We start from the raw sequence: 24,527 nt of genomic DNA, 5'->3' as shown, positions 1-24,527 counted from the left end.
CTTATTTGCCGTGCTGATAGATTGTCAACCACGTTTGCGAGTAATTTCGACTGAGGAAACTATAAAACATTTACGCCGCGAATGTGATTAGAAAATTAGTCCAAAAGGAGACCGTGTAAAAGTGGAGTCGGGTAACCCGAGGGATTACCCCTGCCCGTAGCGCTCTAACAGCGCCTCCGCGATTGCCAGCGTTTCGCGATCGGCCACGCCGTCCCAGCGCGCCGGGCGAAAATGCATCTGAAACGCGACGATCACGCGCTTCTGCTGCGCGTTCGTCATGTTATCGGTCACCTCATAGCCGTAGCGCGCCAGCAGATCGAGCAACACCTTCGGCTCAACAAGCTCATCTCGCGGCTTGCCGTTCAGGTAAAACGCCACCCGCGCCGGGTCGGGCCATGCGCCAATCCCCTGCAGCGCCAGCTGACGCCAGGGGAACAGCGGGCCGGGATCGTCTTTGCGCTGCGGGGCGATATCAGAATGGGCCACCACATTTTCAGGTTTGATGTTGTAGCGGGCGATAATGTCTTTGGCGAGCGGCACCAGCGCCGCAATCTGCGCTGGCTCAAAAGGGGTAAAGTGCTTAACGCCCGACGCTTTTTGCCAGCCACGGTTCTCCAGCTCAATGCCGACCGACGTATCATTGATGCGGTTGGTGCCGCGCCAGAAGCTGATGCCCGCATGCCAGGCCAGTTCGCTCTCGGGTACCAGTTGCCAGATGCGCGGCTTGCCGTCCGGTGCGGGAGGCCTGGCAGGGATCAAATAGTGAGAGCTGACGTTTTTATCCGTCAGCGTGGCCAGCGAGCTGTCAAAATCATCCGCGGTGTAGTGGATCACCAGCACCTTAATGCGCGGATAAGCCGCCTGAGCCTGATGACGCGTATCCAGCTCGTAGGCGCCTTTGTCGATAACCCCTTTTTCCGAGGCACATCCTGCCAGCAGCAGCGCCAGCAGGGGCGCGGCAAACGAACGCCTCATCTCAGGGTTTTCACCGCCGTACCGCTTACGCTCACCATCAGCATGCTGCCATCTTTCCCGACCGTTTCGTAATCGATATCAATCCCCACGACCGCATCAGCGCCGAGGCCTTCCGCCTGCTCGCCAAGCTCTTTAAAGGCGATTTCACGCGCTTTACGCAGCTCTTTTTCATATGCGCCCGAGCGGCCGCCAACGATATCGCGGATACCGGCAAAAAAGTCACGGAAGATATTGGCACCGAGAATCGCTTCACCGGTGACCACGCCGCAGTACTCGGTGATGGTCTGCCCTTCCAGGGTTGGCGTTGTTGAAAACTGCATGGTTTCTCTCCTTCTTTAGCGTTCAATGCCTTAGGCACAGCATTATCGGTTCGTTACGCTATGATTGAAAGGATAGTTAATAAATAAGGAAATCAACATGCGCTATTCAGCTTTAACACTTTTAGTGCCCTGCGCGCTGGTGCTCAGCGCCTGTACCACCACGGTCACGCCTGCCTTTAAGGATATCGGTACCCGCAGCGGCCCCTGCATTGAGGGCGGCCCGGACACCGTGGCGCAGCAGTTCTATGATTATCGCATTCAGCACCGCAGCAACGATCTCACCGACCTGCGCCCGTATCTGAGCGATGGTCTGGCAAAACTGCTTAACGATGCCACCCGCGATCCGCAGCACAACGCGCTGCTGAAATCCGATCCGTTCTCCAGCCGCGCCACGCTGCCGGACAGCGCCGAAGTGGCGAGCGCGTCAACCATTCCGAACACGGATGCCCGCAATATTCCGCTGCGCGTTAAGCTGACGCAGGGAACCCAAACCTGGCAGGATGAAGTGCTGATGATCCGTGAAGGACAGTGCTGGGCGGTAGACGACGTGCGCTACGTGGGCGGCAGCGTTCATGCCCCGGCAGGCACGCTGCGCCAGTCGATTGAAAATCGCTAAACCCGCCGATATAACCTGGTAACCCCCGTAAAATGTGCGGCATTTCTTGCGGAATGCCGACATTTATACTCGCCGACCTTGCCGTTCGCTATTTTGTGCTATGTTTAAGAGGAAATACGGGTTATATTTAACTTTTAACGCAGAAATATTGCATAACTATTCTGTCAACGGTACTATCTGCGGCCTCAATTGCTATAGATTGCCTGGATGAGTAAAGACTGCCCCGATGAGTATTAAACTAAACGGCATTAACTGCTTCTACGGCGCACACCAGGCGCTGTTTGACATCACGCTGAGCTGCCCGGAAGGCGAAACGCTGGTTTTGCTTGGCCCAAGCGGTGCAGGTAAAAGCTCCCTTCTGCGTGTTCTTAATCTGCTTGAAATGCCTCGTTCAGGTACGCTGGCGATTGCCGGTAACCACTTTGATTTCGCGAAGACGCCGTCTGATAAAGCGATTCGCGAGCTGCGTCAAAACGTCGGCATGGTCTTCCAGCAATACAATCTCTGGCCGCACCTGACCGTGCTGCAGAACCTGATTGAAGCCCCGTGCCGTGTGCTGGGGTTAAGCAAGGATCAGGCGATCGCCCGTGCCGAAAAGCTGCTGGATCGTCTACGCCTTAAGCCCTACAGCGACCGCTACCCGCTGCACCTGTCCGGTGGTCAGCAGCAGCGCGTGGCCATTGCCCGTGCGCTGATGATGGAGCCTGCGGTACTGCTGTTTGATGAACCCACCGCCGCGCTGGACCCGGAAATCACCGCTCAGATCGTCAGCATCATTCGCGAGCTGGCGGAAACCAACATTACGCAGGTTATCGTTACCCACGAAGTGGAAGTGGCGCGTAAAACCGCCAGCCGTGTGGTGTACATGGAAAACGGGTATATCGTTGAGCAAGGTGATGCGAGCTGCTTCGCTAACCCGCAAACCGATGCCTTCAAAAACTATTTATCTCATTGATTGTGTCAGGGGAAATATAATGAAAAAAGTATTACTTGCCGTGCTGCTTGCTGGCGTTACCCTTTCCGCTACCGCAGCTCAGACCATTCGTTTCGCCACGGAAGCCTCTTACCCTCCGTTTGAATCCATTGATGCGAACAACAAAATTGTTGGCTTCGACGTAGACCTGGCAAACGCCCTGTGTAAAGAGATCGATGCGACCTGCACCTTCAGCAACCAGGCGTTCGACAGCCTGATCCCAAGCCTGAAGTTCCGCCGTATCGACGCCGTGATGGCCGGTATGGACATCACCCCGGAGCGTGAAAAGCAGGTGCTGTTCACCACCCCTTACTACGACAACTCTGCCCTGTTCATTGGTCAGAAAGGCAAATTCACCTCTGTCGATCAGCTGAAAGGCAAAAAAGTGGGCGTGCAGAACGGCACCACGCACCAGAAATTCATCATGGATAAGCATCCGGAAATCACCACCGTTCCGTATGACAGCTACCAGAACGCGAAGCTGGATCTGCAGAATGGCCGTATCGACGGCGTATTTGGCGATACCGCTGTCGTGACCGAGTGGCTGAAAGCCAACGACAAGCTGGCGCCAGTGGGCGACAAAGTGACCGATAAGGATTACTTCGGTACCGGTCTGGGGATTGCCGTTCGTCAGGGCAACACTGAGCTGCAGCAGAAATTCAACGCTGCGCTGGAAAAAGTGAAGAAAGACGGCACCTACGAAACCATCTACAAAAAATGGTTCCAGAAGTAATTCCTGATGAATGAAATTTTTCCTTTAGCAAGCGCCGCCGGGATGACCGTCGGCCTTGCCGTTTGCGCACTGATTATCGGCCTCGTGCTGGCGATGTTCTTTGCGGTGTGGGAATCCGCGAAATGGTTCCCCGTCGCCTGGACAGGCTCCGCGCTGGTCACCGTGCTGCGTGGGCTACCGGAAATTCTGGTGGTCCTGTTTATCTATTTCGGTTCCTCACAGCTGCTGCTCACGCTGTCGGACGGCTTCACCCTTAATCTCGGCTTTGCGCAGATCCCGGTGCAGATGCAGATTGAAAACTTCGACGTCAGCCCGTTCCTGTGCGGCGTGATTGCCCTCTCCCTGCTCTACTCCGCGTACGCGTCGCAAACCCTGCGCGGTGCGCTGAAGGCCGTGCCGCAGGGACAGTGGGAGTCGGGTCAGGCGTTAGGGTTGTCAAAATCCGCCATCTTCTTCCGTCTGGTGATGCCGCAGATGTGGCGTCATGCCCTGCCGGGCCTCGGCAACCAGTGGCTGGTGCTGCTGAAAGATACCGCGCTGGTGAGCCTGATCAGCGTTAACGATCTGATGCTGCAAACCAAAAGCATCGCCACCCGTACCCAGGAGCCGTTTACCTGGTACATTGTGGCGGCGGCAATCTACCTGGTGATCACGTTGCTCAGTCAGTACATCCTCAAGCGTATTGACCTGCGTGCGACGCGCTTTGAACGGAGACCAGGCTGATGCTTGAATATTTCCCCGAGTTGATGAAAGGGCTGCATACCAGCCTGACGCTGACCGTGGCGTCCATTATCGTGGCGCTGATCCTGGCGCTCATCTTCACCATCATCCTGACGCTGAAAACGCCGGTGCTGGTGTGGATTGTGCGCGGGTACATCACCCTGTTTACCGGTACGCCGCTGCTGGTGCAGATCTTCCTGATTTACTACGGCCCGGGCCAGTTCCCGTCGCTGCAGGAGTATCCGGTTATCTGGCATCTGCTCTCTGAGCCGTGGCTGTGTGCCCTGATTGCCCTTTCGCTGAACAGCGCGGCCTATACCACCCAGCTGTTCTACGGAGCGATCCGCGCCATCCCGGAAGGCCAGTGGCAGTCCTGCGGGGCGCTGGGCATGAGCAAGAAAGACACGCTGGCGATCCTGCTGCCGTACGCCTTTAAGCGCGCCCTCTCCTCCTATTCCAACGAAGTGGTGCTGGTATTCAAGAGTACCTCGCTGGCCTACACCATCACCCTGATGGAAGTGATGGGTCACGGACAGCTGCTGTACGGGCGCACCTATGACGTGATGGTGTTCGGCGCGGCGGGCGTGGTGTATCTGGTGGTGAACGGTCTGCTGACGCTGATGATGCGCCTGATCGAGCGTAAAGCGCTGGCGTTTGAGCGCAGAAATTAACCACGAAAATGCATAAAACGGTATTCATGAAGCGGGTAACCTGATGGGTTATCCGTTTTTTTTTGCGATAAAGATAATACTTAATCATTTTTATTGCATATAAATTCATTAACTGGCATTGTACATCCAGGCCGCAGACACGGCGCATCAATAAGACAGACGGGAGCATTACAATGAAAAAGTTAGTTCTGGCCGCATTACTCGCCACCTTCGCCGCTGGCGCATCCGCTGCGGATAAAATCAATTTCGGCGTGTCCGCCACCTATCCGCCGTTTGAGTCGCTGGATGCCAGCAACCAGATCGTCGGTTTCGATATCGATCTGGCGAAAGCGCTGTGCAAACAAATGCAGGCCGACTGCACCTTTACTAACCATGCTTTTGACAGCCTGATCCCGTCGCTGAAGTTCAAAAAATACGACGCGGTGATCTCCGGGATGGACATCACGCCTGAGCGCAGCAAGCAGGTCGCGTTCACCGACCCGTACTACGCCAACTCGGCGGTGGTGATTGCGAAGAAAGGCGCTTATACCTCATTCGATCAGCTGAAAGGCAAACGCATCGGGATGGAAAACGGCACCACGCATCAGAAATACCTCCAGGACAAACATCCGGAAGTGAAGACCGTGGCCTATGACAGCTACCAGAACGCGATTATCGACCTGAAAAATGGCCGTATCGACGGCGTCTTCGGCGATACCGCCGTGGTGAACGAGTGGCTGAAAACCAATCCGCAGCTGGGCACCGCAACCGAGAAAGTGACCGATCCGCAGTACTTCGGCACGGGTCTGGGTATCGCGGTACGTCCGGATAACAAAGCCCTGCTGGAAAAACTGAACGGTGCGCTGAAAGCGATTAAAGCAGACGGTACTTACCAGAAAATTAGCGAGCAGTGGTTCCCGCAGTAAGATTTTTTTGCCGGGTGGCTCGGCCTACGGGGGTGGTAGTCTGTAGGCCGGGTCAGGCGAAGCCGCCACCCGGCAATTTCTCAGAGTGGCACAAAGAACCTGAACCGTGCCCCGCTCGCCGACTCCATCAGCCTGATCCCACCCCCGTGCAGCTCCAGCATCCGTTTAACAATCAGCAGCCCTAACCCGCCGCGATTCTCTCTCGACGCCTGAGTATTGAGCGCCGACGGCCGCTGGAACAAATCGTCGCGCAGCGAGGCATCCACGCCCGCTCCGCTGTCGGAGACTTCAACCTGCAGCCGTTCATTTTCCTGCCATACCGCCAGGCGAATCTCCCCGCCGCCAGGCGTATGGCGCATCGCGTTATCCAGCAGGTTGGTCACCACGCGTTCAATCATCGACACATCGGCGTTTATCAGCGGCAGCGGCCCCGGCACGTCAATATGCAGATTGACCTCGCGCGTGCGGGCGGTGAGCTCAAACTTCTGCGCCACGTCGGAAATCAGCTCTCCCATCGCGAACCGCTCGCGCTGGGGTTTAATACCGCCGTACTCCAGGCGCGCCAGCTCAAACAGCTGCTGAGAAAGATGACGGACCTTTTGTCCCTGGCGCAGCGCGGTGGCGAGATACTGCTGGTGCTCCTGCGGCGTCAGCGTGGCGGATTTGAGCGACAGGGTTTCGAGATAGCCCAGCAGCGAGGTCAGCGGCGTACGGAGATCGTGCGAAATATTGGCGATAAACTCCCGGCGCTGGCGATCGCTGTCGGCCAGCCGATCCCACTGCTGGGTGATTTTGCGCGCCAGCTCGATAAAACTGTTGCGCAGGATCGCCACCTCATCTTTTGCCGCCGCGTCCGGCGTCTGTGCCGCCAGCTGTCTGATAGCGCTTATGCTGTCTTGCTCCAGCCCGGCGACTTCCACCGTCAGCTGTTTGACCGGACGCGTGACCCAATACCAGACCAGTAAACCGGCCAGCAGGCCAAACAGCGCGACCCACAGCAATGACCACAGCACCGTGCTCCACAGCGCCTTATGCCAGGCCATCTCCGCAAGAGCATTTGACTCCTCGCCCTGCAAAATAATGTACAGATAGCCTTTTAGCTCGCCATCCTGCCGCAGCGGCGTGGCGCTAAAGACTTTTTGATTTTGACTGCGCGGATCGTCGCCCAGCACCGGCATGGCGGTGCCGCTGAGGAAGCTCTGCACCGGAGCCAGATCGATTTTTTGCCGCTGAATATGGCCCGGCGGTGCGGCATCGGCGAGGATATCACCGTCAGGAGAGATAACGTACAGCTCAACGCTCGGATTAAAGGTCATCAGCCGGCCAAACAGCGGTTTCAGCGCGCTGCGGTCAACCCTGCCCTGCGCGTCCAGAATTGGTTCGCGCTGAACGATCTGCTGCGCCAGCCCGCCCGACAAACGCTGCACCATCGCATTACCGTACTGCATGCTGCTGTAGAGCTGTACCGCACAGGCAACGGCGGCGCAGAGCATCATCAGCAGGATGAAGAGCAGCGTCAGGCGCTGGCTCAGGCTAAAGCGGCGCATCATGATTTGGCTCCGCAAATTTGTAGCCCTTGCCCCAGACGGTGCGAATAATCTCCGGCTCGGCGGCGTCCTTCTCAATCTTGATGCGCAGGCGGTTGATATGGGTGTTGACGGTGTGCTCATAGCCTTCGTGCTGGTAGCCCCAGACCTGCTCCAGCAGCGCCAGACGGGAGAACACCTCGCCGGGATGACGGGCAAAGAAGTAGAGCAGTTCGAACTCGCGCGGGGTGAGATCCACCACCTGGCCGTGAAGCAGCACGCTGCGCGCCAGCGGATCGATGGTCAGTCCGTGAGCCTGAATTTGACCGTCGGTTTGCGCCTGCCCCATCGCCTGCTGGCGACGGAACAGCGCTTTGATGCGCGCAATCAACTCCTGCACGGAGAACGGTTTTGCCAGATAGTCATCGGCGCCGGTTTCCAGCCCGGTGATGCGGTCGGTTTCACTGCTGCGGGCGCTGATGATGATCACCGGCAGGTAGCGCGTCATCTGACGGATGCGGCGGCAAATCTCCAGGCCGTCAACGCAGGGCAGCATCAGGTCGAGGATCACCGCGTCCCACGTCTGAGCTTCAAGACGCTGCAGGGCTTTGCCCCCGTCGGGTTCGTGGGTGATGGCGTAGCCTTCGTCTTCTAAATTGAGTCGCAGAAGCGCCGCGATATCGTGGTCGTCTTCCACCAGCAGGATCTGCTTCATGGGTAAGCCTTCATTCATTTCTTATGACGTAAGCTTACCTGATTTCGCCGGGATGAAGAGTTCACATTTTGTTTAAGATTTTACGAGCAACGTCAGCACTTCATAGTGCGCGGTGTGCGGGAACATATCAAAAAGCTGAACGCGTTCAACGCGATAGCCCGGTAGTTGCGCAATGTCTTTTGCCATGGTCTGCGCGTTGCAGCTGGAATAGATGATGTATTCCGGTGCCATCTGGCTCAGGTAGTCGCACAGCGCATTGCCGATGCCGCGGCGCGGCGGGTTGACCAGCACCAGCTCAGGCACGTTGCCCTGGCCGGTCGCGAACTGCGTGGAGTCGAGCGCCTGGAAGTGCAGATTCGTTAACCCCAGCTCGGCGGCGGACTGCTTCGCGCAGGCAATCGCTTCGGCAGAGATCTCAATGCCGGTGAGCTGCATCTCCGGCGTGGCGCAGTGCAGGCCAAACCCGCCCACGCCGCAGAAGAGATCCCACATGTGGTGAACGTTCAACGCACGAACCCAGTCGCGGGCGGCGGCGTACAGGCTGCTTGCTACGGTCGGGTTGGTCTGGAAGAAGCTTTGCGGGCGGATCCACAGCGGCACCCCGTTGAAGCTTTCGGCCAGCGCGTGCTGGTCGGTGAAGAAAATCTCTTTCTCCCCTTCCATGATTGCCATATGCACGGGCTGAATGTTTGCCGTAATGACCTTCAGCTGAGGAAGCTGCGCCTGCAGCCACGGCAGCGCCGCGCGCAGCTGCTCCAGCTTGGTTTCAGAGCGCAGCACGAAGCGCAGCATCATGCCGCCGTCTTTCTGGCTTTCCGTTAGCAGAAGGTATTTCAGCTCGCCGCGCTTGCGGGCCACGCTGTAGGGCGTTAAGCCCGCCCGCGCGATAAACGGTTTCAGTGCGGCAAAGACAGGCTCAAACGAGTCGGGATACAGCGGGCAGTCGGTTAAGTCTTCCGGCGTGCCGTCGCGGTGCAGCATCCCCAGCAGCGGTTTTTCTACGCTGCCGCTGACCACCATTTTGGCTTTATTGCGAAAACCCTGTTCAGGGCCGCTGACGGGTGCGCACCACTCGCCCACCGCGTGTTCTGCCAGCAGCTGTTGCAGGTCGGCCATTTTGGCGGTGAGCTGTTGAGGGACCGGCTGTTCTATCCACTGACAGGAGCGGCAGCGTCCGGCGTCATAGAGTGCGCACTGCATATTAAAACCTTAAATATCACGAGGGCTGCGATTATACACATTATTGCAGGCGGAAGAATCTCCGACTGGAAGCCGGAACGAAGAGTAGAAAAAGCACCAGCATGTCCGGCAGTTTTTGCATAAATAGCGCGCGCAGGATCTCGCGTTTGGATTCACCGGCGATGCTGAACAGCTCCGGGTAGCCATACCCCAGCGAGGCGGCCCACAGATAGCTTGCGGCGGTAATTTGCGTCAGCAGATAGACCCATCGCGCCCAGTTGCGCCCTTTAACCAGCGAAAACGCGCAGTAGATCTCGATAAACACCAGCACCAGGCTGCTCAAAAAGACCAGCGTCAGATTCCACGTCTGCACGCTGCGGTGAATGAATTCACCGATGCCGCGCACGCCCAGGGTGTTGAGAATCATCAGCACGTCCAGGCAGCGGATCATAATAATGGCGAGCGCCGCCACCTGAACCAGCGCAGGGACGTTAGGACGCGCGTGCGTAATACGTGATTTTTTTAATAATCCCAATGTTTTACTTCCCTGAAAAACAGTGCCGCGTCATGCGCGGCACATCACTGGAAATTTTAAATCCTTCAGCCGCGTCTTGCACGCTGGATATCGCGCACGCGCTGTTTTTCCGCGCGCGCCATCAAATACCAGGCGATAAATCCGACAATTCCGACCACGCCGAGGATGATAGAGGCCAGGGCGTTGATCTCCGGGTTGACCCCCATACGCACGCTGGAGAAGACCAGCATCGGCAGCGTGGTCGCCCCCGGGCCGGAAACAAAGCTGGCGATCACCAGATCGTCGAGCGACAGGGTAAACGCCAGCAGCCAGCCGGAGATCACCGCCGGCATAATCATCGGCAGGGTGATGATGAAAAAGACCTTCAGCGGCGTCGCGCCGAGATCCATCGCCGCCTCTTCAATGGAGCGATCCAGCTCGCGCAGGCGCGAGGAGATCACTACCGCTACGTAGGCCGTACAGAAAGTGACGTGCGCCAGCCAGATGGTGAGCATGCCGCGATCTGCCGGCCAGCCGATGGCGTGCGCCATGGCCACGAACAGAAGCAGCAGCGCGAGACCGGTGATCACGTCCGGCATGACCAGCGGGGCGGTAATCATAAAGGCGAAGCCGTTCGAACCGCGAAAACGCCCGAAACGCACCATCACCAGCGCGGCGATCGTGCCCAGCACTGACGCCATGGTCGCCGCCAGCGCCGCAATGGTCAGGCTCAGCCCCACCGCGCTCATCATTGCATCATCGTGGAACAGCTCGCTGTACCAGCGCGTCGACCAGCCTGCCCAGACCGTCACCAGCTTGGAGCTGTTAAACGAATAGATCACCAGCATCAGCATCGGCGCATACAGGAAGGTAAAGCCGATGACCAGGATCGCAATTCGCCACGGGGAGCGCACTACCGGTAAGTTGTTCATCCGCGATCTCCCATCTGTTTCTGCTGATGCTTGTGGAACCACATGATCGGCACGATCAGCAGCAGTAACATGATAATCGCCACCGCTGACGCCACCGGCCAGTCGCGGTTATTAAAGAACTCCTGCCACAGCACGCGACCAATCATGATGCTGTCTGGCCCGCCGAGCAGTTCCGGGATCACAAACTCCCCCACCGCCGGGATAAAGACCAGCATCGACCCGGCGATAATGCCGCCTTTGGTCAGCGGGACGATGACGCTGAAGAAGGTTTTTAACGGACGGGCGCCGAGATCGAGCGACGCTTCCACCAGCGAGTAGTCGATACGGGTCAGCGCCGTGTAGATCGGCAGCACCATAAACGGCAGATAGGCGTACACAATACCGATATAGACCGCGAGGTTGGTGTGCAGGATCGTCAGGGGCTGATCGATAACCCCGAGCCACATCAGGAAGTTATTCAGCACGCCGTTGTTTTTCAGGATCCCCATCCAGGCGTAAACGCGGATCAGGAACGAGGTCCACGACGGCAGGATCACCAGCAGCAGCAGGATGTTGCGCGTCGACGGCTTGCTGTGCGCCACCGCCCACGCCAGCGGGTAGCCCATCACCAGACAGCAGAGCGTCGAGATGGCCGCCACCTGCAGCGACTGCAGATAGGCTTCGAAATAGAGCGGGTCGTCGGTGAGCTGCAGGAAGTTACCCAGGTTTAAGGTCAGCGTCAGCTGCCCGTCGGCCCAGTCCAGCAGGTTGGTGTAAGGCGGGATTGCCCGCGCCATTTCCGCCAGGCTTATCTTGAAAACAATCAGGAACGGCAGCAGGAACAGCAGGATCAGCCACACGTACGGCATGGCGATCACCAGCTTGCGGCCGTGGTTCATCTGCATTCGCGTCAGCCACTGGGCAAAACCGCCCGGTTTGCCTGCGCGGGCTGGAGGTTCAAGTGTACTCATTGGCCGCTCCTTATACCGTCAGCACAACGCAACTGTCTGCATCCCAACACAGGCGCACTTCGTCGCCCCAGGTCGGCTGCCCCTTGCGGTAGCGATGTTCGTTCTGTAACTGCGCGCTGAGCATCTGCCCGCTTTTCAGGCGCACGTGATAGATGGAGAGGTCGCCAAGATAGGCAATGTGCACCACTTCGCCCACGGCAAAGTTATAGCCATCGGCAGGCGGATCCTCACAGAGCATGATCTTCTCCGGACGCAGCGCGACGTAGACCGGCACGTTATCCACCACGGAGTTATCCGGATCGACCTTCAGCGGATGCTGCAGCCCCGGCGATTCGATGACCAGACCATCTTCCTGACGCTCTTTCAGCAGCCCTTCGAAGACGTTAACCGAGCCGATGAACTCCGCGCTGTAGCGGGTGGTTGGATGCTCATAAATCTCTTCCGGCTCGCCAATCTGCACGAACTTCCCGCGGTTCATGATCGCGATACGTCCGGCCATGGTCATGGCTTCTTCCTGGTCGTGGGTAACCATCACGCAGGTCACGCCCACGCGCTCGAGGATATCGACCACTTCAAGCTGCATACGGTCGCGCAGCTTTTTATCCAGCGCGCCCATCGGTTCGTCAAGCAGCAGCAGTTTCGGGCGTTTTGCCAGGCTGCGGGCCAGGGCCACGCGCTGGCGCTGGCCGCCGGACAGCTGATGCGGCTTACGCTTGGCGAACTCCTGCATGTGCACCAGGCTCAGCATCTCGGCCACGCGCGCGGTAATTTCGGCCTTCGGCAGCTTGTCCTGCTTCAGGCCAAAGGCGATGTTCTGCTCCACCGTCATGTGCGGGAACAGCGCGTAGGACTGGAACATCATGTTAATCGGGCGTTGATACGGCGGTACGCTGGAGAGATCCACGCCATCGAGCATGATCTGCCCGGCGGTAGGCTGTTCAAAACCGGCCAGCATACGCAGCAGGGTAGATTTACCGCAGCCAGAAGCTCCCAGAAGAGCAAAAATCTCGCCTTTATAAATCGTCAGGCTGACGTCGTCCACGGCATGCTGGCCATCGAAAGATTTAGTGAGGTTACGAATTTCAAGAAGCGGGGTCAGCGCTTTACGGACTTTCGCCTGCGGGCGGGGGATCGCGTCATTCACGGGGTGCTCTCCGGCAGAAATCAAATCATGGTGCAGGCGCACCAGAACGGTGCGCCTGTTGCCGGGGGCACTTCGCTTGCCCGGCCTGTAACAAAGGGTTATTTACCGCTTTTCACCTTGGTCCACGCACGGGTACGTACGCGGTCAATTTTTGGATCCTGGACTTTCAGGGTGAAGAGCTTGGCGAACACATCCGCTGGCGGATAGATAGCCGGGTTATTACGGATTTCTTCGCTCACCAGCGGCACGGAGGCCTTGTTACCGTTCGCGTAGTAAACGTGGTCGCTGATGTGGGCGATCACCTCAGGACGCATCAGGTAGTTGAGGAACTGATACGCTTCATCTTTGTTTTTCGCATCAGCCGGCATCGCGAAGACGTCGAAGAAGGCCAGCGCCCCTTCTTTCGGAATGAAGTAGGAGACGTTCACACCGTTTTTCGCCTCTTTCGCACGGTTAGCCGCCTGCCATACGTCCCCTGCCCAGCCGATCGCGACGCAGATGTCGCCGTTCGCCAGGTCGTTGATGTACTGAGATGAGTGGAAGTAACGAATGTTTGGACGCAGCTTCAGCAGCAGATCGGTCGCCGGGCCAGTGTAATCATCGGCTTTATTGCTGTTCGGATCTTTGCCCAGGTAGTTCAGCACGGTTGCGAAAATCTCTTCCGGCGCATCGAGGAAGGAGACGCCGCAGCTTTTCAGCTTCTCAAGGTTTTCCGGCTTCAGCACCACGTCCCAGCTGTCCAGCTTGACGTCCGGGCCCAGCGCTGCCTTCACTTTATCGACGTTAAAGCCGATACCGGTAGTCGCCCACAGGTAAGGCATGGCGTATTTGTTGTCCGGGTCGTGCTTAGCCACCAGCTTCAGCACTTCCGGATCGAGATTTTTCCAGTTTGGTAACTTGCTCTTATCCAGCGGCTGGAAGACGCCTGCCGTCAGCTGACGCTCGAGGAAGCTTGCGGAAGGCACCACGAGGTCAAACCCGGTGCTGCCCGCCATCAGTTTTCCTTCCAGCACTTCGTTGGAATCGAACACGTCATAGACGACTTTAATGCCGGTCTCTTTTTCAAAATTCGCCACCGTGTCCGGCGCAATATAGTCAGACCAGTTATAAACGTGCAGCGTTTTTTGTTCCGCAGCGAGCGTGCCGGCAGAGACGGCCATCAGAGCACCCGCAACCAGACCCGATAACCATTTTTTATTCAAGGCGATCATAGTGTTATTCCTTCTGAAAGCTCGTTAACAAACGAACTAAAACTGTGCAATCTGAATGTATGCAAAAATCATGCATAGTTTGTCGCTCTGCTCAAAATAAAAAGAAACCTCTTTACCCGGCAGCTTCCGCTCGCTTTTTGAAGCATCGCAAGAATAACTGTAGCCCGTGTCTGCGGCTATAGCCCAGACGAAAAAACGCCTTTTATCAATTTTTTATGCAAGTTAAGTCTACGTGATAAGCCCAAACGGCCTTCAGGGAGGTGAATAATTCTTTAAAGAAAGGTTAAAAGCAGCAGAAAAAATGGCCTTCTGCAGCCGCTATGGCAGCGACTGCGCAAAAGTCAGACAGGCTTAGTGAAGAAAATTGGGAGATGCATCATTATTCTCTGCATCATCTTCCGCGCTATACAGCAGATGGTGTGCATTGGCTTCCATCATGACCATCGAAATTTGCTCTTCGCTCAGGCGCATAAACCATGAGAACTGCTTGAATGACAGCCCGGCTCCGGAGAATAAAGACTGGCAAACGACCAGTTTTGGCAGATTATCATCCTGTATGTCAAGAAATGCTTTCACCGTCAAAGAACTGGCGTTAATCGCTGACAGGTCGGAAGCCAGCGCCAGCAGCGCAGATGGCTTCACTTCGGCCAGCGCGGAGAAAAGGATCACGTCGTTAATCAGATCGATTTTGGCATCGAAAATGCCGTCGAAATTCTGCATATGAGGCAGATGCAGCGCCTGGCAGGAATCGCATTCGAAAAACGTAATTCCCGCATCATCAAGCCATTGACGTAACGTATCCAGTGTAGGTACGACCTGTAAATCCATCGCGTTGCAGCCTCTTTAATAAAAACTTCGCATAGGGTACTTAAAAAGCGCGCGGTAATCCATTTAACCACCCGTTTTCAGACAGTAGCCCGGCGTCGCATGACGCTCGATCCATAAGATCATTTTACCCGCAATATCGACCCCTGTGGTTTTTTCCACGCCTTCAAGCCCCGGCGAGGCGTTCACTTCCATAACCAGTGGCCCTCGCGTCGCGCGCAGCAGGTCTACGCCTGCCACGTCCAGCCCCAAAGTCTGCGCCGCTTTGACGGCAATTTCCCGCTCCTGGTCGCTGATATCGGCGATTCTGGCAATGCCGCCGCGGTGAAGGTTAGAGCGGAAATCGCCCTCTTTGGCCTGGCGCTCGATGGCCGCCACCACCTCGTTTCCCACCACGAAACACCGGATGTCGCGCCCTTTGGCCTCTTCAATGTACTCCTGCACCAGAATATGGGCATTCAGCCCGCGGAAGGCGTCAATCACGCTCTCCGCTGCCTGACGCGTCTCCGCCAGCACCACGCCAATGCCCTGTGTGCCTTCCACCAGCTTGATCACCAAAGGGGCACCGCCCACCATGTCGATCAGATCGCTGGTGTCGTCCGGTGAATGGGCAATCCCGGTGACGGGAAGATCGATCCCCTGGCGCGCGAGCAGCTGCAGCGAGCGCAGCTTGTCGCGGGCGCGTGAAATGGCGACGGATTCGTTGAGCGGATAGCTGCCCAGCATCTCGAACTGGCGCAATGCAGCGGTGCCGTAAAAGGTTATCTGGGAGCCGATGCGGGGGATCACCGCATCAAAGTGCGGCAGCTTGCGGCCTTTGTAGTGAATCGACGAGGCGGCAGGGTCAATGTTCATATAGCAGGACATCGGGTCGAGGATCTCAACCTGATGTCCACGTTTCGCCGCCGCTTCTCGAAGACGCTTACATGAATAGAGCGTTCCATCCCGGGACAATATGGCAATTTTCACCCTGCACCTCTCTGAAGACATGGAAAAAGCCTGCGTATCATATACGCAGGTAGGCGCAGGATAAATGGACTATCGCGTAGCCCAGCCCTGTTTGTGCAGATAATCAAGAATAAACGGGCGATTTTCTTTAATGATGGTGCGGCGAATATGGTCAGTCCAGGTGTCGCGACGGTTATTGCTGCCGCGCGTCAGGTAGTAGTTCGCCAGCTCTTCATCGTATTGATTCAGGACGTCCTGATCGACCGGCTGGTAGTGGTTTTCGTGCACCAGCATCGCCGCGGGAATACGCGGCTTCAGATCCGGGTTATCCGCCGGCCAGCCGAGACACAGGCCAAACAGCGGCAGCACGTGTTTTGGCAGCTTCAGCAGGTCCGTCACGCTTTGAATGTTGTTACGCAGGCCTCCGATGTAGACGCCGCCTAATCCCAGCGACTCCGCCGCCGTAAAGGCGTTTTGCGCCATCAGCGCGGTATCCACCACGCCCAACAGCAGCTGTTCGGCCAGCCCGAGCTCGGCCTCAGGGCAGATCTGCAGGTGGCGGTTAAAGTCGGCGCAGAATACCCAGAACTCGGCTGCCTGAGCCACATGCTTCTGCCCGCCGGTCAGCGTCACCAGCTGTTCACGCATGGCCGGGTCGGTAATGCGGATAATGGAGCTGCACTGCAGGAAGCTGGAACTTGAAGTCGCCCTTGCGCTGTTAATAATCGCTTCGCGCTGCGCATCGGTAATCGGCTCATCGGTGAAGTGGCGAATGGAACGATGGGAAAGGAGCAGGTCTATGGTTGGCGTCATCTTGTCTCTCTTTGTCTTGCTTAATACGTATGGCAGCCAGTATAGGCAATGATATGCGCGGTGTAATTGGCGAAACATAGCTCATAGATATTATAACGACAGGCGAAACCTTCTTTTATGACGACAGGTTATGGGGCACTATACGTGTCATTCGCCGTCAGGCTTGTTTTTTGAGGAGAGAGAAATGTTTGCAGTAATTTTTGGTCGTCCAGGGTGCCCATACTGTGTACGCGCGAAAGAGTTGGCTGAGAAACTGACCGAAGAGCGCGATGACTTCAACTTCCGCTACGTGGATATCCACGCGGAAGGCATCACGAAAGCGGATCTCGAAAAAACCGTCGGTAAGCCGGTTGAAACCGTACCGCAGATCTTCCTCGATCAGAAACACATCGGCGGCTGCACGGACTTCGAAGCTTACGCCAAAGAGCACCTGGGCCTGTTTGCTGCCCAGTAATGAAAGGACGCCCTCACCGAGAGGGCGTTTTTATTTGTGGTGCCGTCGGCGTTGAAGCAGACTGCGCACAAATAAGTAGCAGAGCGCGCCAAGGGCGCACCAGAATACGGCGCTCATCAACCACGCCAGCTCCTGCCAGAAACTTCGCGTTGAAACATACAGCATGCGCATCAGCAGCAGACACAGCGGTGCCGCCAGCATGGCGCCAATTAGCGGCTTGACCACTTCCCCTTTACGGGAAAGAAAACTGGCTGCCGCTCCCGGCAGGGTAAAAAAGAGCAGCCCCAGCTCCGGGTGTCCGGCAGCCCTGAATGCCCCTTTCAGATTAAAAGCGAGCGACATGCACACGACGGTAAACAGCAAAAAGCAGCTGATCACCCCCGCCCAGTTTCGTTTAATGTTCAAAGTATCCTCCTGACTTATCTCTATCAAATACAGCTTCGTCGGGTAGACGCCCGGTCAGATAAAGCAATGCGGCAATCCTTGCCAAAGTACGCACAGGGTGATGCGATAATAGGTAGCTGTCAGTAGCTAATGCGATTAAACTACACGCCAGCTAATGTTTTAGGGAATAAAGCAGGAAACAGGGAGCGTTAACGCCTTTCCCTGACCCAGAAAACAGTAGCCCAAATAGTCCTTTCATTCAACAACTTACTGGTAAACAAGAAGTTAGCCTCCGTGAATATAAACGTCGCAGACTTGTTAAATGGGAATTACATCCTGTTATTATTTGTGGTACTGGCGCTGGGCCTTTGCCTGGGTAAATTGCGCCTGGGTTCAGTTCAACTTGGTAATTCCATTGGCGTTTTAGTCGTTTCCTTATTATTAGGTCAACAGCACTTCAGCATTAACACGGACGCGCTCAACTTAGGTTTTATGCTGTTTATTTTTTGTGTTGGCGTGGAAGCGGGACCGAACTTTTTTTCAATTTTCTTCCGCGACGGCAAAAATTATCTGATGCTGGCGCTGGTGATGGTCGGCAGCGCGCTGCTGATCGCGTTAGGGCTGGGTAAAGTGTTTGGCTGGGATATCGGGTTAACGGCCGGTATGCTGGCAGGTTCGATGACCTCCACCCCGGTGCTGGTGGGTGCCGGTGATACCCTGCGTCATTCCGGCATGGCCGGCGCACAGCTTTCTGCCGCACTCGACCACCTGAGCCTGGGCTATGCCCTGACCTATCTGATTGGTCTGGTGAGCCTGATCGTTGGCGCACGCTATCTGCCAAAACTGCAGCACCAGGATCTACAGACCAGCGCCCAGCAAATCGCCCGCGAGCGCGGTCTGGATACCGATTCCAAACGTAAAGTCTATCTCCCGGTGATCCGCGCCTATCGCGTTGGGCCAGAGCTGGTTGCCTGGGCTGACGGCAAAAATCTGCGCGAGCTGGGGATTTACCGCCAGACGGGCTGCTATATCGAACGTATCCGCCGCAACGGCATTCTGGCGAACCCGGACGGCGACGCGGTGCTGCAGATGGGCGACGACATCGCGCTGGTGGGTTACCCGGACGCCCACGCCCGTCTCGACCCGAGCTTCCGTAACGGCAAAGAGGTGTTCGACCGCGACCTGCTCGACATGCGCATCGTCACCGAAGAGATCGTGGTGAAAAACCATAATGCCGTGGGCCGCCGCCTGGCGCAGCTGAAGCTGACCGACCACGGCTGCTTCCTCAACCGCGTGATCCGCAGTCAGATTGAGATGCCTATCGACGACAACGTGGTGCTCAACAAAGGCGACGTGCTGCAGGTCAGCGGCGACGCCCGACGCGTGAAAACCGTGGCCGACCGCATCGGCTTTATCTCCATTCACAGCCAGGTCACCGACCTGCTGGCCTTCTGCGCTTTCTTTATTGTTGGCCTGATGATCGGGATGATCACCTTCCAGTTCAGCAACTTTAGCTTCGGCATCGGTAACGCCGCCGGGCTGCTGTTCGCCGGTATCATGCTAGGCTTCCTGCGAGCGAACCATCCTACCTTCGGCTACATTCCGCAGGGCGCGCTGAACATGGTGAAAGAGTTCGGTCTGATGGTCTTTATGGCGGGCGTGGGCCTAAGCGCGGGCAGCGGCATTGGCCACAGCCTGGGCGCCGTCGGCTGGCAAATGTTGGTTTCCGGACTTATCGTCAGCCTGGTGCCGGTGGTGATCTGCTTCCTGTTCGGCGCCTACGTGCTGCGCATGAACCGCGCCCTGCTCTTCGGGGCGATGATGGGGGCGCGTACCTGTGCGCCGGCCATGGAAATCATCAGCGATACCGCGCGCAGCAACATCCCGGCGCTGGGCTATGCGGGCACGTATGCTATCGCTAACGTGCTGCTTACGCTGGCGGGTACGCTGATCATTATCATCTGGCCGGGACTCGGATAACTCCTAAGTTTGCGCGTGGTGAAATTATTTTCGTTACGCGCAGAACTTTTTTATCAGGGGGCAGTCATAACTAGTGCCACTGCTTTTCTTTGATGTCCCCAATTTGTGGAGCCCATCAACCCCGCCGTTTTGGTTCAAGGTTGATGGGTTTTTTGTTGCCTGAAATTCCCCTTACTCAATTTCACCTTCTCTCCAGCCATTAAAACATATATGATTAAACGCATATAAAAGCCACGCCGACAGGAACCCTCATGCTCCACCCGCTCCAGCTCTTCAAAACCCTCTCTGACGAAACGCGGCTCGCCATCGTCATGCTGCTCCGCGAAGCGGGCGAGCTATGCGTCTGCGATCTCTGCGCCGCCACCGCCGAATCTCAGCCGAAGGTCTCCCGCCATATGGCGCTGCTGCGGGAATCCGGGCTGGTTATCGATCGCCGTGAAGGGAAATGGGTCTATTACCGTCTCTCTCCCAACATGCCCGCGTGGGCGGCTACCGTTATCGACACCAGCTGGAACTGCCTGCGGGAAGAGACACGCATGAAGCTGAAAAACCGACTTCCGGGCTTGTGCTAAGCAAAACACATTCACAAAAACAGATATAACGGGGTAACAGATGTTTCTGGCAGGGGCTATTTTTCTGTTTACGCTGGTACTGGTCATCTGGCAGCCCAAAGGGCTCAGCATCGGCTGGAGCGCGACTATTGGTGCCGTACTGGCGCTCGCCAGCGGCGTTATTCACGTAAACGATATTCCGGTTGTGTGGAATATCGTCTGGAACGCCACGGCAACGTTTATCGCCGTCATCATCATCAGCCTGCTGCTGGATGAGTCCGGCTTTTTCGAGTGGGCGGCACTGCACGTTGCCCGCTGGGGGAACGGCCGCGGACGATTGCTGTTTACGTATATCGTGCTGCTGGGCGCAGCCGTCGCGGCGCTGTTTGCCAATGACGGTGCGGCGCTGATCCTGACCCCTATCGTTATCGCCATGCTGCTGGCTCTGGGGTTCAGCAAGCGGGCCACGCTGGCGTTTGTGATGGCGGCAGGTTTTATCGCCGATACCGCCAGCCTGCCGCTGATTGTGTCGAACCTGGTCAACATCGTCTCGGCAGACTTCTTCAAGCTGGGGTTCAGCGAATACGCTTCGGTGATGATTCCCGTTGATATCGCCGCGATTGCCGCAACGCTGGTGATGCTGCATCTGTTCTTCCGCAAGGAAATTCCCCCGGAATATGACCTGGCAAAACTCTGCGAGCCCGCGCGGGCCATTCACGACCTCCCGACCTTCAGAACGGGCTGGATCGTGCTGCTCCTTCTTCTCGTCGGTTTCTTTGTGCTGGAGCCGCTGGGTATTCCGGTCAGCGCCATTGCGACTGCGGGAGCGCTGGTTTTGTTTGCCGTTGCAAAACGCGGACATGCGATAAATACCGGAAAAGTGCTGCGCGGCGCACCGTGGCAGATCGTGATCTTCTCGCTGGGGATGTATCTGGTGGTGTATGGCCTGCGCAATGCCGGGCTGACGGAATATCTCTCAGGCGTACTGAATAGCCTGGCCGGGCAAGGGCTGTGGGCCACCACGCTGGGAACCGGGTTCATCACCGCGTTCCTGTCATCCATAATGAACAATATGCCCACGGTGCTGATTGGCGCGCTCTCCATTGAGGGCAGTACGGCGACAGGACTGATTAAGGAAGCAATGATTTACGCCAACGTGATTGGCTGCGATTTGGGGCCGAAAATCACGCCTATCGGCAGCCTTGCCACCCTGCTCTGGCTTCACGTGCTGGCGCAGAAAAACATGACGATTAGCTGGGGCTACTACTTCCGGACGGGCATCATTATGACGCTGCCGGTCCTGTTTGTGACGCTCGCCGCGCTGGCGCTACGTCTCTCCTTCACACTGTAATGAGCCACTGATATGAGCCACATCACTATCTACCACAACCCCGCCTGCGGCACGTCGCGCAACACGCTGGAGATGATCCGCAACAGCGGCACGGAGCCAGAGATTATCCTCTATCTGGAAACCCCGCCGTCGCGCGATAAGCTGACAACCCTGATTGCCGATATGGGGATCTCGGTGCGGGATCTGCTGCGTAAAAACGTGGAGCCCTACGAACAGCTCGGCCTGGCCGAAGACAGCTTCACCGACCACCAGCTTATCGATTTTATGCTGCAACACCCGATTCTGATTAACCGTCCGATCGTCGTGACGCCGCTGGGCACTCGCCTGTGCCGCCCGTCTGAAGTCGTCCTCGACATCCTGCCGGACGCACAGAAAGGGGCATTTACGAAAGAAGATGGCGAAGCGGTGGTTGACGCCAGCGGGAATAAAATCGAGCGCAGGTAAAACTGGCAGGGCGAGCGATACCTAAGGGTTCCCCTCGCCCGCAATTCTCCCCACCATCGCCCGGATCTCTTCGCGGGATAGCGGCGCCCGGTCGGTGACGTAGTGCAGCGTCATTCCTTCAATAAAGGCATCCAGCGCGCGGGTGGTGACCGGGTCGAACCACTGCTCGAGCGTTGTCTGGCTCATCTTCATCCAGTCCTGCATCACCGTTTTGAGCGCCGCGCTGCGGTGCATAAAAGCGTAAAGCTGATACATCAGCGCCATGTTGTGCGGCGTCGTCACCTGCGAGCTGTGGATCAGAGTGGTAATGGATTCGCACGCCATTTCCGGCCCGGTGACGCCCGCGAAGAAATCCCGGTACTGCTGCGACATCTGGCGGGTAAACCACGTGAAGGCCTCCTCCAGCAGCGGCTCCATACCGTCGAAATAGTAGGTCATCGACCCCAGCGGCACGCCCGCGCAGGTGGCGATTTTCCGGTGCGTGACGGCGTGAATACCGTGTTCAGCAATGGTGTCGAGGGTCGCCTGCAGGATTTTCTCCCGGCGATGCGGATCGTTGGGTGGTCTGCTCATCATTTCCTCACCTGGTTTGTGTACAAATGTACACAAACTTGCTAGTGTTGTCGCTATTGTTGTACTTCTGGTGCTACCCCAATGACGCTGACCTCTTCCCGCAAAGCCCTGCAGCTCCGCATGTGGGCGCTGTTTATGTTCTTCTTTATTCCCGGTCTGCTGATGGCCTCCTGGGCCACGCGCACCCCCGCCATTCGCGACATTTTGTCCGTCTCTACAGCTGAGATGGGTATCGTGCTGTTTGGCCTGTCGATAGGCTCCATGAGCGGCATCCTCTGCTCCGCGTGGCTGGTGAAGCGCTTCGGTACGCGGGCGGTGATCCGCACCACCATGTGCTTCGCGGTGTTCGGGATGATCGTGCTCAGCGTCGCGCTGTGGTTTGCCTCACCGGTGCTGTTTGCGCTGGGGCTGACGGTATTTGGCGGCAGCTTCGGTTCGGCGGAAGTTGCCATCAACGTTGAAGGAGCGGCTGTCGAGCGTGAGATGAACAAAACCGTGCTGCCGATGATGCACGGTTTTTACAGCCTCGGCACGCTGGCCGGTGCGGGCGTGGGAATGGCGCTGACGGCCACTGGCGTGAGCGCCAATCTGCATATCCTGCTGGCAGCGATGGTGTGCATCATTCCGATTCTGACCGGCATCCGGGCGATCCCGGACGGCACAGGTAAGAACTCCGCTGACGAACAGCACTCGGCCGAAAAAGGGCTGCCCTTCTACCGCGACTTCCAGTTGATGCTGATCGGCGTGGTGGTGCTGGCTATGGCCTTCGCCGAAGGGTCCGCCAACGACTGGCTGCCGCTGCTGATGGTAGACGGTCACGGCTTTAGCCCGACCTCCGGCTCGCTGATCTACGCCGGTTTTACGCTGGGGATGACCGTCGGGCGCTTCACCGGCGGCTGGTTTATCGACCGCTACAGCCGCGTAGCGGTGGTGCGCGCCAGCGCCCTGCTGGGCGGCCTGGGTATCGCGATGATCATATTTGTCGATGTGGACTGGATTGCCGGGGTCTCGGTGATCCTCTGGGGACTGGGTGCGTCGCTCGGCTTTCCGCTTACCATTTCAGCCGCCAGCGATACCGGCCCGGATGCCCCGACGCGCGTCAGCGTGGTGGCAACCACGGGCTATCTCGCCTTCCTGGTCGGGCCGCCGCTGCTCGGCTTCCTCGGCGAGCACTACGGACTGCGCAGCGCCATGCTGGTGGTGTTAGGGTTGGTCATCATCGCGGCGCTGGTGGCGCGCGCGGTGGCAAAGCCGGAAACGAATCAAACGACACTGGAGAAGGGATATGAGCGTTAAACTGATCGCCGTCGACATGGATGGCACATTCCTCAGCGATGCCAAGACCTACAATCGTCCGCGCTTTCTGGCGCAGTACGCCCGCATGAAGGCGCAAGGCATTCGCTTCGTGGTCGCCAGCGGCAACCAGTTCTACCAGCTGATCTCCTTTTTCCCGGAGATTGCGCATGAAATTTCATTCGTCGCCGAAAACGGCGGCTGGGTCGTAAGTGAGGGTGAAGACGTCTTTAACGGTGAACTGTCGAAAGCCCATTTCGAGACCGTTGCGAACGTGTTAAGCGACGTTCCCGGCATTGAGATTATCGCCTGCGGGAAGAGCAGCGCCTACACGCTGAAGTGCTATGACGAAGGTTTTAAGGGTATCGCGGCGAAGTACTATCACCGTCTGGAAATGGTCAGCGATTTCGACAACCTGAACGATATTTTCTTCAAGTTCGGGCTCAACGTGTCTGACGATGAAATTCCGCGTATTCAGGCGCTGCTGCATGAAAAGCTGAGTGACATCATGGTGCCCGTCACCACCGGTCACGGCAGTATCGACCTGATCATACCCGGCGTGCATAAGGCTAACGGCCTGCGGATCCTGCAAAAGCGCTGGGGCATAGACGATAGCGAAGTGGTGGCCTTCGGCGACAGCGGCAACGACGTGGAGATGCTGCGCCAGTCCGGATTCAGCTTTGCGATGGCGAATGCCAGACCGCATATCAAAGCGGCGGCGCGTTTTGAAGCGCCGCACAATAACGATGAAGGCGTGTTGGATGTGATTGATAAGGTGCTGGATGGAGAGGCACCGTTTAATTAACACCGTGCGGTCTGGTGCCCTC

The 24,527-nt window shown here is 57.1% G+C and carries 28 protein-coding genes; 13 read left to right on the top strand and 15 right to left on the bottom strand.

Features of this window, described 5'->3' with window-relative positions; genetic code table 11:
• Positions 1 to 144: 144 nt before the first annotated feature.
• Together PUP35_RS06935 and PUP35_RS06930 are read right to left on the bottom strand one after the other, a co-directional pair.
• The gene (locus PUP35_RS06935) at positions 145 to 975 is read right to left on the bottom strand and encodes an N-acetylmuramoyl-L-alanine amidase (RefSeq protein ID WP_274242437.1); all 831 of its coding nucleotides are present in this window, start codon (positions 973 to 975) and stop codon (positions 145 to 147) included.
• Positions 972 to 1,295: a heavy metal-binding domain-containing protein gene (locus PUP35_RS06930; RefSeq protein WP_239632177.1), complete on the bottom strand. Its 324-nt coding sequence runs from the start codon at positions 1,293 to 1,295 to the stop codon at positions 972 to 974. The genes PUP35_RS06935 and PUP35_RS06930 overlap by 4 nt, the downstream gene beginning before the upstream one ends.
• A 97-nt stretch (positions 1,296 to 1,392) precedes the next feature.
• Here PUP35_RS06930 and PUP35_RS06925 point away from each other — a divergent pair, with 97 nt between their 5' ends.
• From PUP35_RS06925 to artJ, 6 genes are all read left to right on the top strand, one after another.
• Entirely contained in the window at positions 1,393 to 1,911 is a 519-nt protein-coding gene (locus tag PUP35_RS06925; RefSeq protein ID WP_159513739.1) for a lipoprotein, read from the top strand.
• A gap of 226 nt (positions 1,912 to 2,137) precedes the next feature.
• The gene (artP, locus tag PUP35_RS06920; protein WP_274242436.1) at positions 2,138 to 2,866 is read left to right on the top strand and encodes an arginine ABC transporter ATP-binding protein ArtP; all 729 of its coding nucleotides are present in this window, start codon (positions 2,138 to 2,140) and stop codon (positions 2,864 to 2,866) included.
• 19 nt (positions 2,867 to 2,885) lie between these two features.
• Entirely contained in the window at positions 2,886 to 3,617 is a 732-nt protein-coding gene (artI, locus tag PUP35_RS06915; RefSeq protein WP_008500032.1) for an arginine ABC transporter substrate-binding protein ArtI, read from the top strand.
• Positions 3,618 to 3,623: 6 nt separating this feature from the next.
• The gene (artQ, locus tag PUP35_RS06910; protein WP_025756069.1) at positions 3,624 to 4,340 is read left to right on the top strand and encodes an arginine ABC transporter permease ArtQ; all 717 of its coding nucleotides are present in this window, start codon (positions 3,624 to 3,626) and stop codon (positions 4,338 to 4,340) included.
• Entirely contained in the window at positions 4,340 to 5,008 is a 669-nt protein-coding gene (gene artM, locus PUP35_RS06905) for an arginine ABC transporter permease ArtM (RefSeq protein ID WP_023310940.1), read from the top strand. The genes artQ and artM overlap by 1 nt, the downstream gene beginning before the upstream one ends.
• Before the next feature lie 173 nt (positions 5,009 to 5,181).
• Positions 5,182 to 5,913 carry an arginine ABC transporter substrate-binding protein ArtJ gene (artJ, locus tag PUP35_RS06900; protein WP_021240923.1) on the top strand — a complete coding sequence of 244 codons (732 nt, stop codon included), beginning with the start codon at positions 5,182 to 5,184 and terminating at the stop codon, positions 5,911 to 5,913.
• An 80-nt stretch (positions 5,914 to 5,993) separates the two neighbouring features.
• Here the strand turns inward: artJ and PUP35_RS06895 are convergent, their stop codons facing one another.
• The 11 genes from PUP35_RS06895 to nfsA all read right to left on the bottom strand — a co-directional run bounded on the left by PUP35_RS06895 (position 5,994) and on the right by nfsA (position 16,670).
• Complete coding sequence (locus PUP35_RS06895; RefSeq protein WP_143344877.1) at positions 5,994 to 7,463, bottom strand: sensor histidine kinase; 1,470 nt, start codon at positions 7,461 to 7,463, stop codon at positions 5,994 to 5,996.
• The gene (locus PUP35_RS06890; protein WP_271367297.1) at positions 7,447 to 8,154 is read right to left on the bottom strand and encodes a response regulator transcription factor; all 708 of its coding nucleotides are present in this window, start codon (positions 8,152 to 8,154) and stop codon (positions 7,447 to 7,449) included. Before PUP35_RS06890 ends, PUP35_RS06895 begins: the two co-directional genes overlap by 17 nt.
• Positions 8,155 to 8,226: 72 nt before the next feature.
• Positions 8,227 to 9,354, bottom strand: coding sequence for a 23S rRNA (uracil(747)-C(5))-methyltransferase RlmC (gene rlmC, locus PUP35_RS06885; RefSeq protein ID WP_115874591.1), 1,128 nt, complete (start codon positions 9,352 to 9,354; stop codon positions 8,227 to 8,229).
• A gap of 40 nt (positions 9,355 to 9,394) precedes the next feature.
• On the bottom strand, positions 9,395 to 9,868 hold the full coding sequence (locus PUP35_RS06880) for a YbjO family protein (RefSeq protein WP_024907853.1): 474 nt from the start codon (positions 9,866 to 9,868) through the stop codon (positions 9,395 to 9,397).
• A 65-nt stretch (positions 9,869 to 9,933) separates the two neighbouring features.
• Positions 9,934 to 10,779 carry a putrescine ABC transporter permease PotI gene (gene potI, locus PUP35_RS06875; RefSeq protein ID WP_100122374.1) on the bottom strand — a complete coding sequence of 282 codons (846 nt, stop codon included), beginning with the start codon at positions 10,777 to 10,779 and terminating at the stop codon, positions 9,934 to 9,936.
• On the bottom strand, positions 10,776 to 11,729 hold the full coding sequence (potH, locus tag PUP35_RS06870; RefSeq protein WP_133294074.1) for a putrescine ABC transporter permease PotH: 954 nt from the start codon (positions 11,727 to 11,729) through the stop codon (positions 10,776 to 10,778). Before potH ends, potI begins: the two co-directional genes overlap by 4 nt.
• A gap of 10 nt (positions 11,730 to 11,739) precedes the next feature.
• Positions 11,740 to 12,873, bottom strand: coding sequence for a putrescine ABC transporter ATP-binding subunit PotG (gene potG, locus PUP35_RS06865; RefSeq protein ID WP_274242435.1), 1,134 nt, complete (start codon positions 12,871 to 12,873; stop codon positions 11,740 to 11,742).
• Between the two features lie 98 nt (positions 12,874 to 12,971).
• Positions 12,972 to 14,084 (bottom strand): spermidine/putrescine ABC transporter substrate-binding protein PotF, encoded by a 1,113-nt coding sequence (potF, locus tag PUP35_RS06860; protein ID WP_045908435.1) that lies wholly within the window; start codon positions 14,082 to 14,084, stop codon positions 12,972 to 12,974.
• Between the two features lie 351 nt (positions 14,085 to 14,435).
• Positions 14,436 to 14,912 (bottom strand): YbjN domain-containing protein, encoded by a 477-nt coding sequence (locus PUP35_RS06855; protein ID WP_014169308.1) that lies wholly within the window; start codon positions 14,910 to 14,912, stop codon positions 14,436 to 14,438.
• 63 nt (positions 14,913 to 14,975) lie between these two features.
• On the bottom strand, positions 14,976 to 15,878 hold the full coding sequence (gene rimK, locus PUP35_RS06850) for a 30S ribosomal protein S6--L-glutamate ligase (protein ID WP_111963877.1): 903 nt from the start codon (positions 15,876 to 15,878) through the stop codon (positions 14,976 to 14,978).
• Positions 15,879 to 15,947: 69 nt separating this feature from the next.
• Entirely contained in the window at positions 15,948 to 16,670 is a 723-nt protein-coding gene (gene nfsA / locus PUP35_RS06845; protein ID WP_111963876.1) for a nitroreductase NfsA, read from the bottom strand.
• 184 nt (positions 16,671 to 16,854) lie between these two features.
• On the opposite strand from nfsA, the gene PUP35_RS06840 reads away from it, so the two are divergent.
• Positions 16,855 to 17,124, top strand: coding sequence for a GrxA family glutaredoxin (locus PUP35_RS06840; protein WP_006809455.1), 270 nt, complete (start codon positions 16,855 to 16,857; stop codon positions 17,122 to 17,124).
• Between the two features lie 30 nt (positions 17,125 to 17,154).
• On the opposite strand, the gene PUP35_RS06835 is transcribed toward PUP35_RS06840, so the two are convergent.
• On the bottom strand, positions 17,155 to 17,529 hold the full coding sequence (locus tag PUP35_RS06835) for an inner membrane protein YbjM (protein WP_111963875.1): 375 nt from the start codon (positions 17,527 to 17,529) through the stop codon (positions 17,155 to 17,157).
• A 273-nt stretch (positions 17,530 to 17,802) separates the two neighbouring features.
• Between PUP35_RS06835 and PUP35_RS06830 the strand changes: the two genes are divergently transcribed.
• The 4 genes from PUP35_RS06830 (at position 17,803) to arsC (ending at position 21,834) form a co-directional block, all read left to right on the top strand.
• The gene (locus tag PUP35_RS06830; RefSeq protein WP_115874588.1) at positions 17,803 to 19,488 is read left to right on the top strand and encodes an aspartate:alanine antiporter; all 1,686 of its coding nucleotides are present in this window, start codon (positions 17,803 to 17,805) and stop codon (positions 19,486 to 19,488) included.
• A gap of 251 nt (positions 19,489 to 19,739) precedes the next feature.
• On the top strand, positions 19,740 to 20,060 hold the full coding sequence (locus PUP35_RS06825) for a metalloregulator ArsR/SmtB family transcription factor (protein WP_274242434.1): 321 nt from the start codon (positions 19,740 to 19,742) through the stop codon (positions 20,058 to 20,060).
• Positions 20,061 to 20,100: 40 nt separating this feature from the next.
• The gene (locus tag PUP35_RS06820; protein ID WP_274242433.1) at positions 20,101 to 21,390 is read left to right on the top strand and encodes an arsenic transporter; all 1,290 of its coding nucleotides are present in this window, start codon (positions 20,101 to 20,103) and stop codon (positions 21,388 to 21,390) included.
• 12 nt (positions 21,391 to 21,402) lie between these two features.
• Entirely contained in the window at positions 21,403 to 21,834 is a 432-nt protein-coding gene (gene arsC, locus PUP35_RS06815; protein WP_115874585.1) for a glutaredoxin-dependent arsenate reductase, read from the top strand.
• Between the two features lie 21 nt (positions 21,835 to 21,855).
• Here the strand turns inward: arsC and PUP35_RS06810 are convergent, their stop codons facing one another.
• Complete coding sequence (locus PUP35_RS06810) at positions 21,856 to 22,407, bottom strand: TetR/AcrR family transcriptional regulator (protein WP_111963929.1); 552 nt, start codon at positions 22,405 to 22,407, stop codon at positions 21,856 to 21,858.
• Between the two features lie 81 nt (positions 22,408 to 22,488).
• Here PUP35_RS06810 and PUP35_RS06805 point away from each other — a divergent pair, with 81 nt between their 5' ends.
• Together PUP35_RS06805 and PUP35_RS06800 are read left to right on the top strand one after the other, a co-directional pair.
• Complete coding sequence (locus PUP35_RS06805; RefSeq protein ID WP_274242431.1) at positions 22,489 to 23,703, top strand: MFS transporter; 1,215 nt, start codon at positions 22,489 to 22,491, stop codon at positions 23,701 to 23,703.
• Entirely contained in the window at positions 23,693 to 24,505 is an 813-nt protein-coding gene (locus PUP35_RS06800; RefSeq protein WP_127730186.1) for a Cof-type HAD-IIB family hydrolase, read from the top strand. The genes PUP35_RS06805 and PUP35_RS06800 overlap by 11 nt, the downstream gene beginning before the upstream one ends.
• Positions 24,506 to 24,527 lie beyond the last annotated feature (22 nt).

Origin of the sequence: Enterobacter sp. S-33 (assembly GCF_028735835.1) — a bacterium.
Lineage (GTDB): Bacteria > Pseudomonadota > Gammaproteobacteria > Enterobacterales > Enterobacteriaceae > Enterobacter > Enterobacter vonholyi.
The sequence above is the reverse complement of the archived record's forward strand: the minus strand, read 5'-3'. Positions and strand labels throughout refer to the sequence as shown.

Coding starts and splice junctions, on each gene's coding strand:
- PUP35_RS06840 (WP_006809455.1), top strand. CDS start 16,855: ATGTTTGCAGTAATTTTTGGTCGTCCAGGGTGCCCATACTGTGTACGC.
- artJ (WP_021240923.1), top strand. CDS start 5,182: ATGAAAAAGTTAGTTCTGGCCGCATTACTCGCCACCTTCGCCGCTGGC.
- PUP35_RS06890 (WP_271367297.1), bottom strand. CDS start 8,154: ATGAAGCAGATCCTGCTGGTGGAAGACGACCACGATATCGCGGCGCTT.
- rlmC (WP_115874591.1), bottom strand. CDS start 9,354: ATGCAGTGCGCACTCTATGACGCCGGACGCTGCCGCTCCTGTCAGTGG.
- arsC (WP_115874585.1), top strand. CDS start 21,403: ATGAGCCACATCACTATCTACCACAACCCCGCCTGCGGCACGTCGCGC.
- artP (WP_274242436.1), top strand. CDS start 2,138: ATGAGTATTAAACTAAACGGCATTAACTGCTTCTACGGCGCACACCAG.
- artQ (WP_025756069.1), top strand. CDS start 3,624: ATGAATGAAATTTTTCCTTTAGCAAGCGCCGCCGGGATGACCGTCGGC.
- artM (WP_023310940.1), top strand. CDS start 4,340: ATGCTTGAATATTTCCCCGAGTTGATGAAAGGGCTGCATACCAGCCTG.
- potH (WP_133294074.1), bottom strand. CDS start 11,729: ATGAGTACACTTGAACCTCCAGCCCGCGCAGGCAAACCGGGCGGTTTT.
- PUP35_RS06855 (WP_014169308.1), bottom strand. CDS start 14,912: ATGGATTTACAGGTCGTACCTACACTGGATACGTTACGTCAATGGCTT.
- potI (WP_100122374.1), bottom strand. CDS start 10,779: ATGAACAACTTACCGGTAGTGCGCTCCCCGTGGCGAATTGCGATCCTG.
- PUP35_RS06925 (WP_159513739.1), top strand. CDS start 1,393: ATGCGCTATTCAGCTTTAACACTTTTAGTGCCCTGCGCGCTGGTGCTC.
- PUP35_RS06805 (WP_274242431.1), top strand. CDS start 22,489: ATGACGCTGACCTCTTCCCGCAAAGCCCTGCAGCTCCGCATGTGGGCG.
- potF (WP_045908435.1), bottom strand. CDS start 14,084: ATGATCGCCTTGAATAAAAAATGGTTATCGGGTCTGGTTGCGGGTGCT.
- PUP35_RS06935 (WP_274242437.1), bottom strand. CDS start 975: ATGAGGCGTTCGTTTGCCGCGCCCCTGCTGGCGCTGCTGCTGGCAGGA.
- PUP35_RS06825 (WP_274242434.1), top strand. CDS start 19,740: ATGCTCCACCCGCTCCAGCTCTTCAAAACCCTCTCTGACGAAACGCGG.
- artI (WP_008500032.1), top strand. CDS start 2,886: ATGAAAAAAGTATTACTTGCCGTGCTGCTTGCTGGCGTTACCCTTTCC.
- PUP35_RS06800 (WP_127730186.1), top strand. CDS start 23,693: ATGAGCGTTAAACTGATCGCCGTCGACATGGATGGCACATTCCTCAGC.
- PUP35_RS06810 (WP_111963929.1), bottom strand. CDS start 22,407: ATGAGCAGACCACCCAACGATCCGCATCGCCGGGAGAAAATCCTGCAG.
- PUP35_RS06820 (WP_274242433.1), top strand. CDS start 20,101: ATGTTTCTGGCAGGGGCTATTTTTCTGTTTACGCTGGTACTGGTCATC.
- PUP35_RS06895 (WP_143344877.1), bottom strand. CDS start 7,463: ATGATGCGCCGCTTTAGCCTGAGCCAGCGCCTGACGCTGCTCTTCATC.
- nfsA (WP_111963876.1), bottom strand. CDS start 16,670: ATGACGCCAACCATAGACCTGCTCCTTTCCCATCGTTCCATTCGCCAC.
- PUP35_RS06930 (WP_239632177.1), bottom strand. CDS start 1,295: ATGCAGTTTTCAACAACGCCAACCCTGGAAGGGCAGACCATCACCGAG.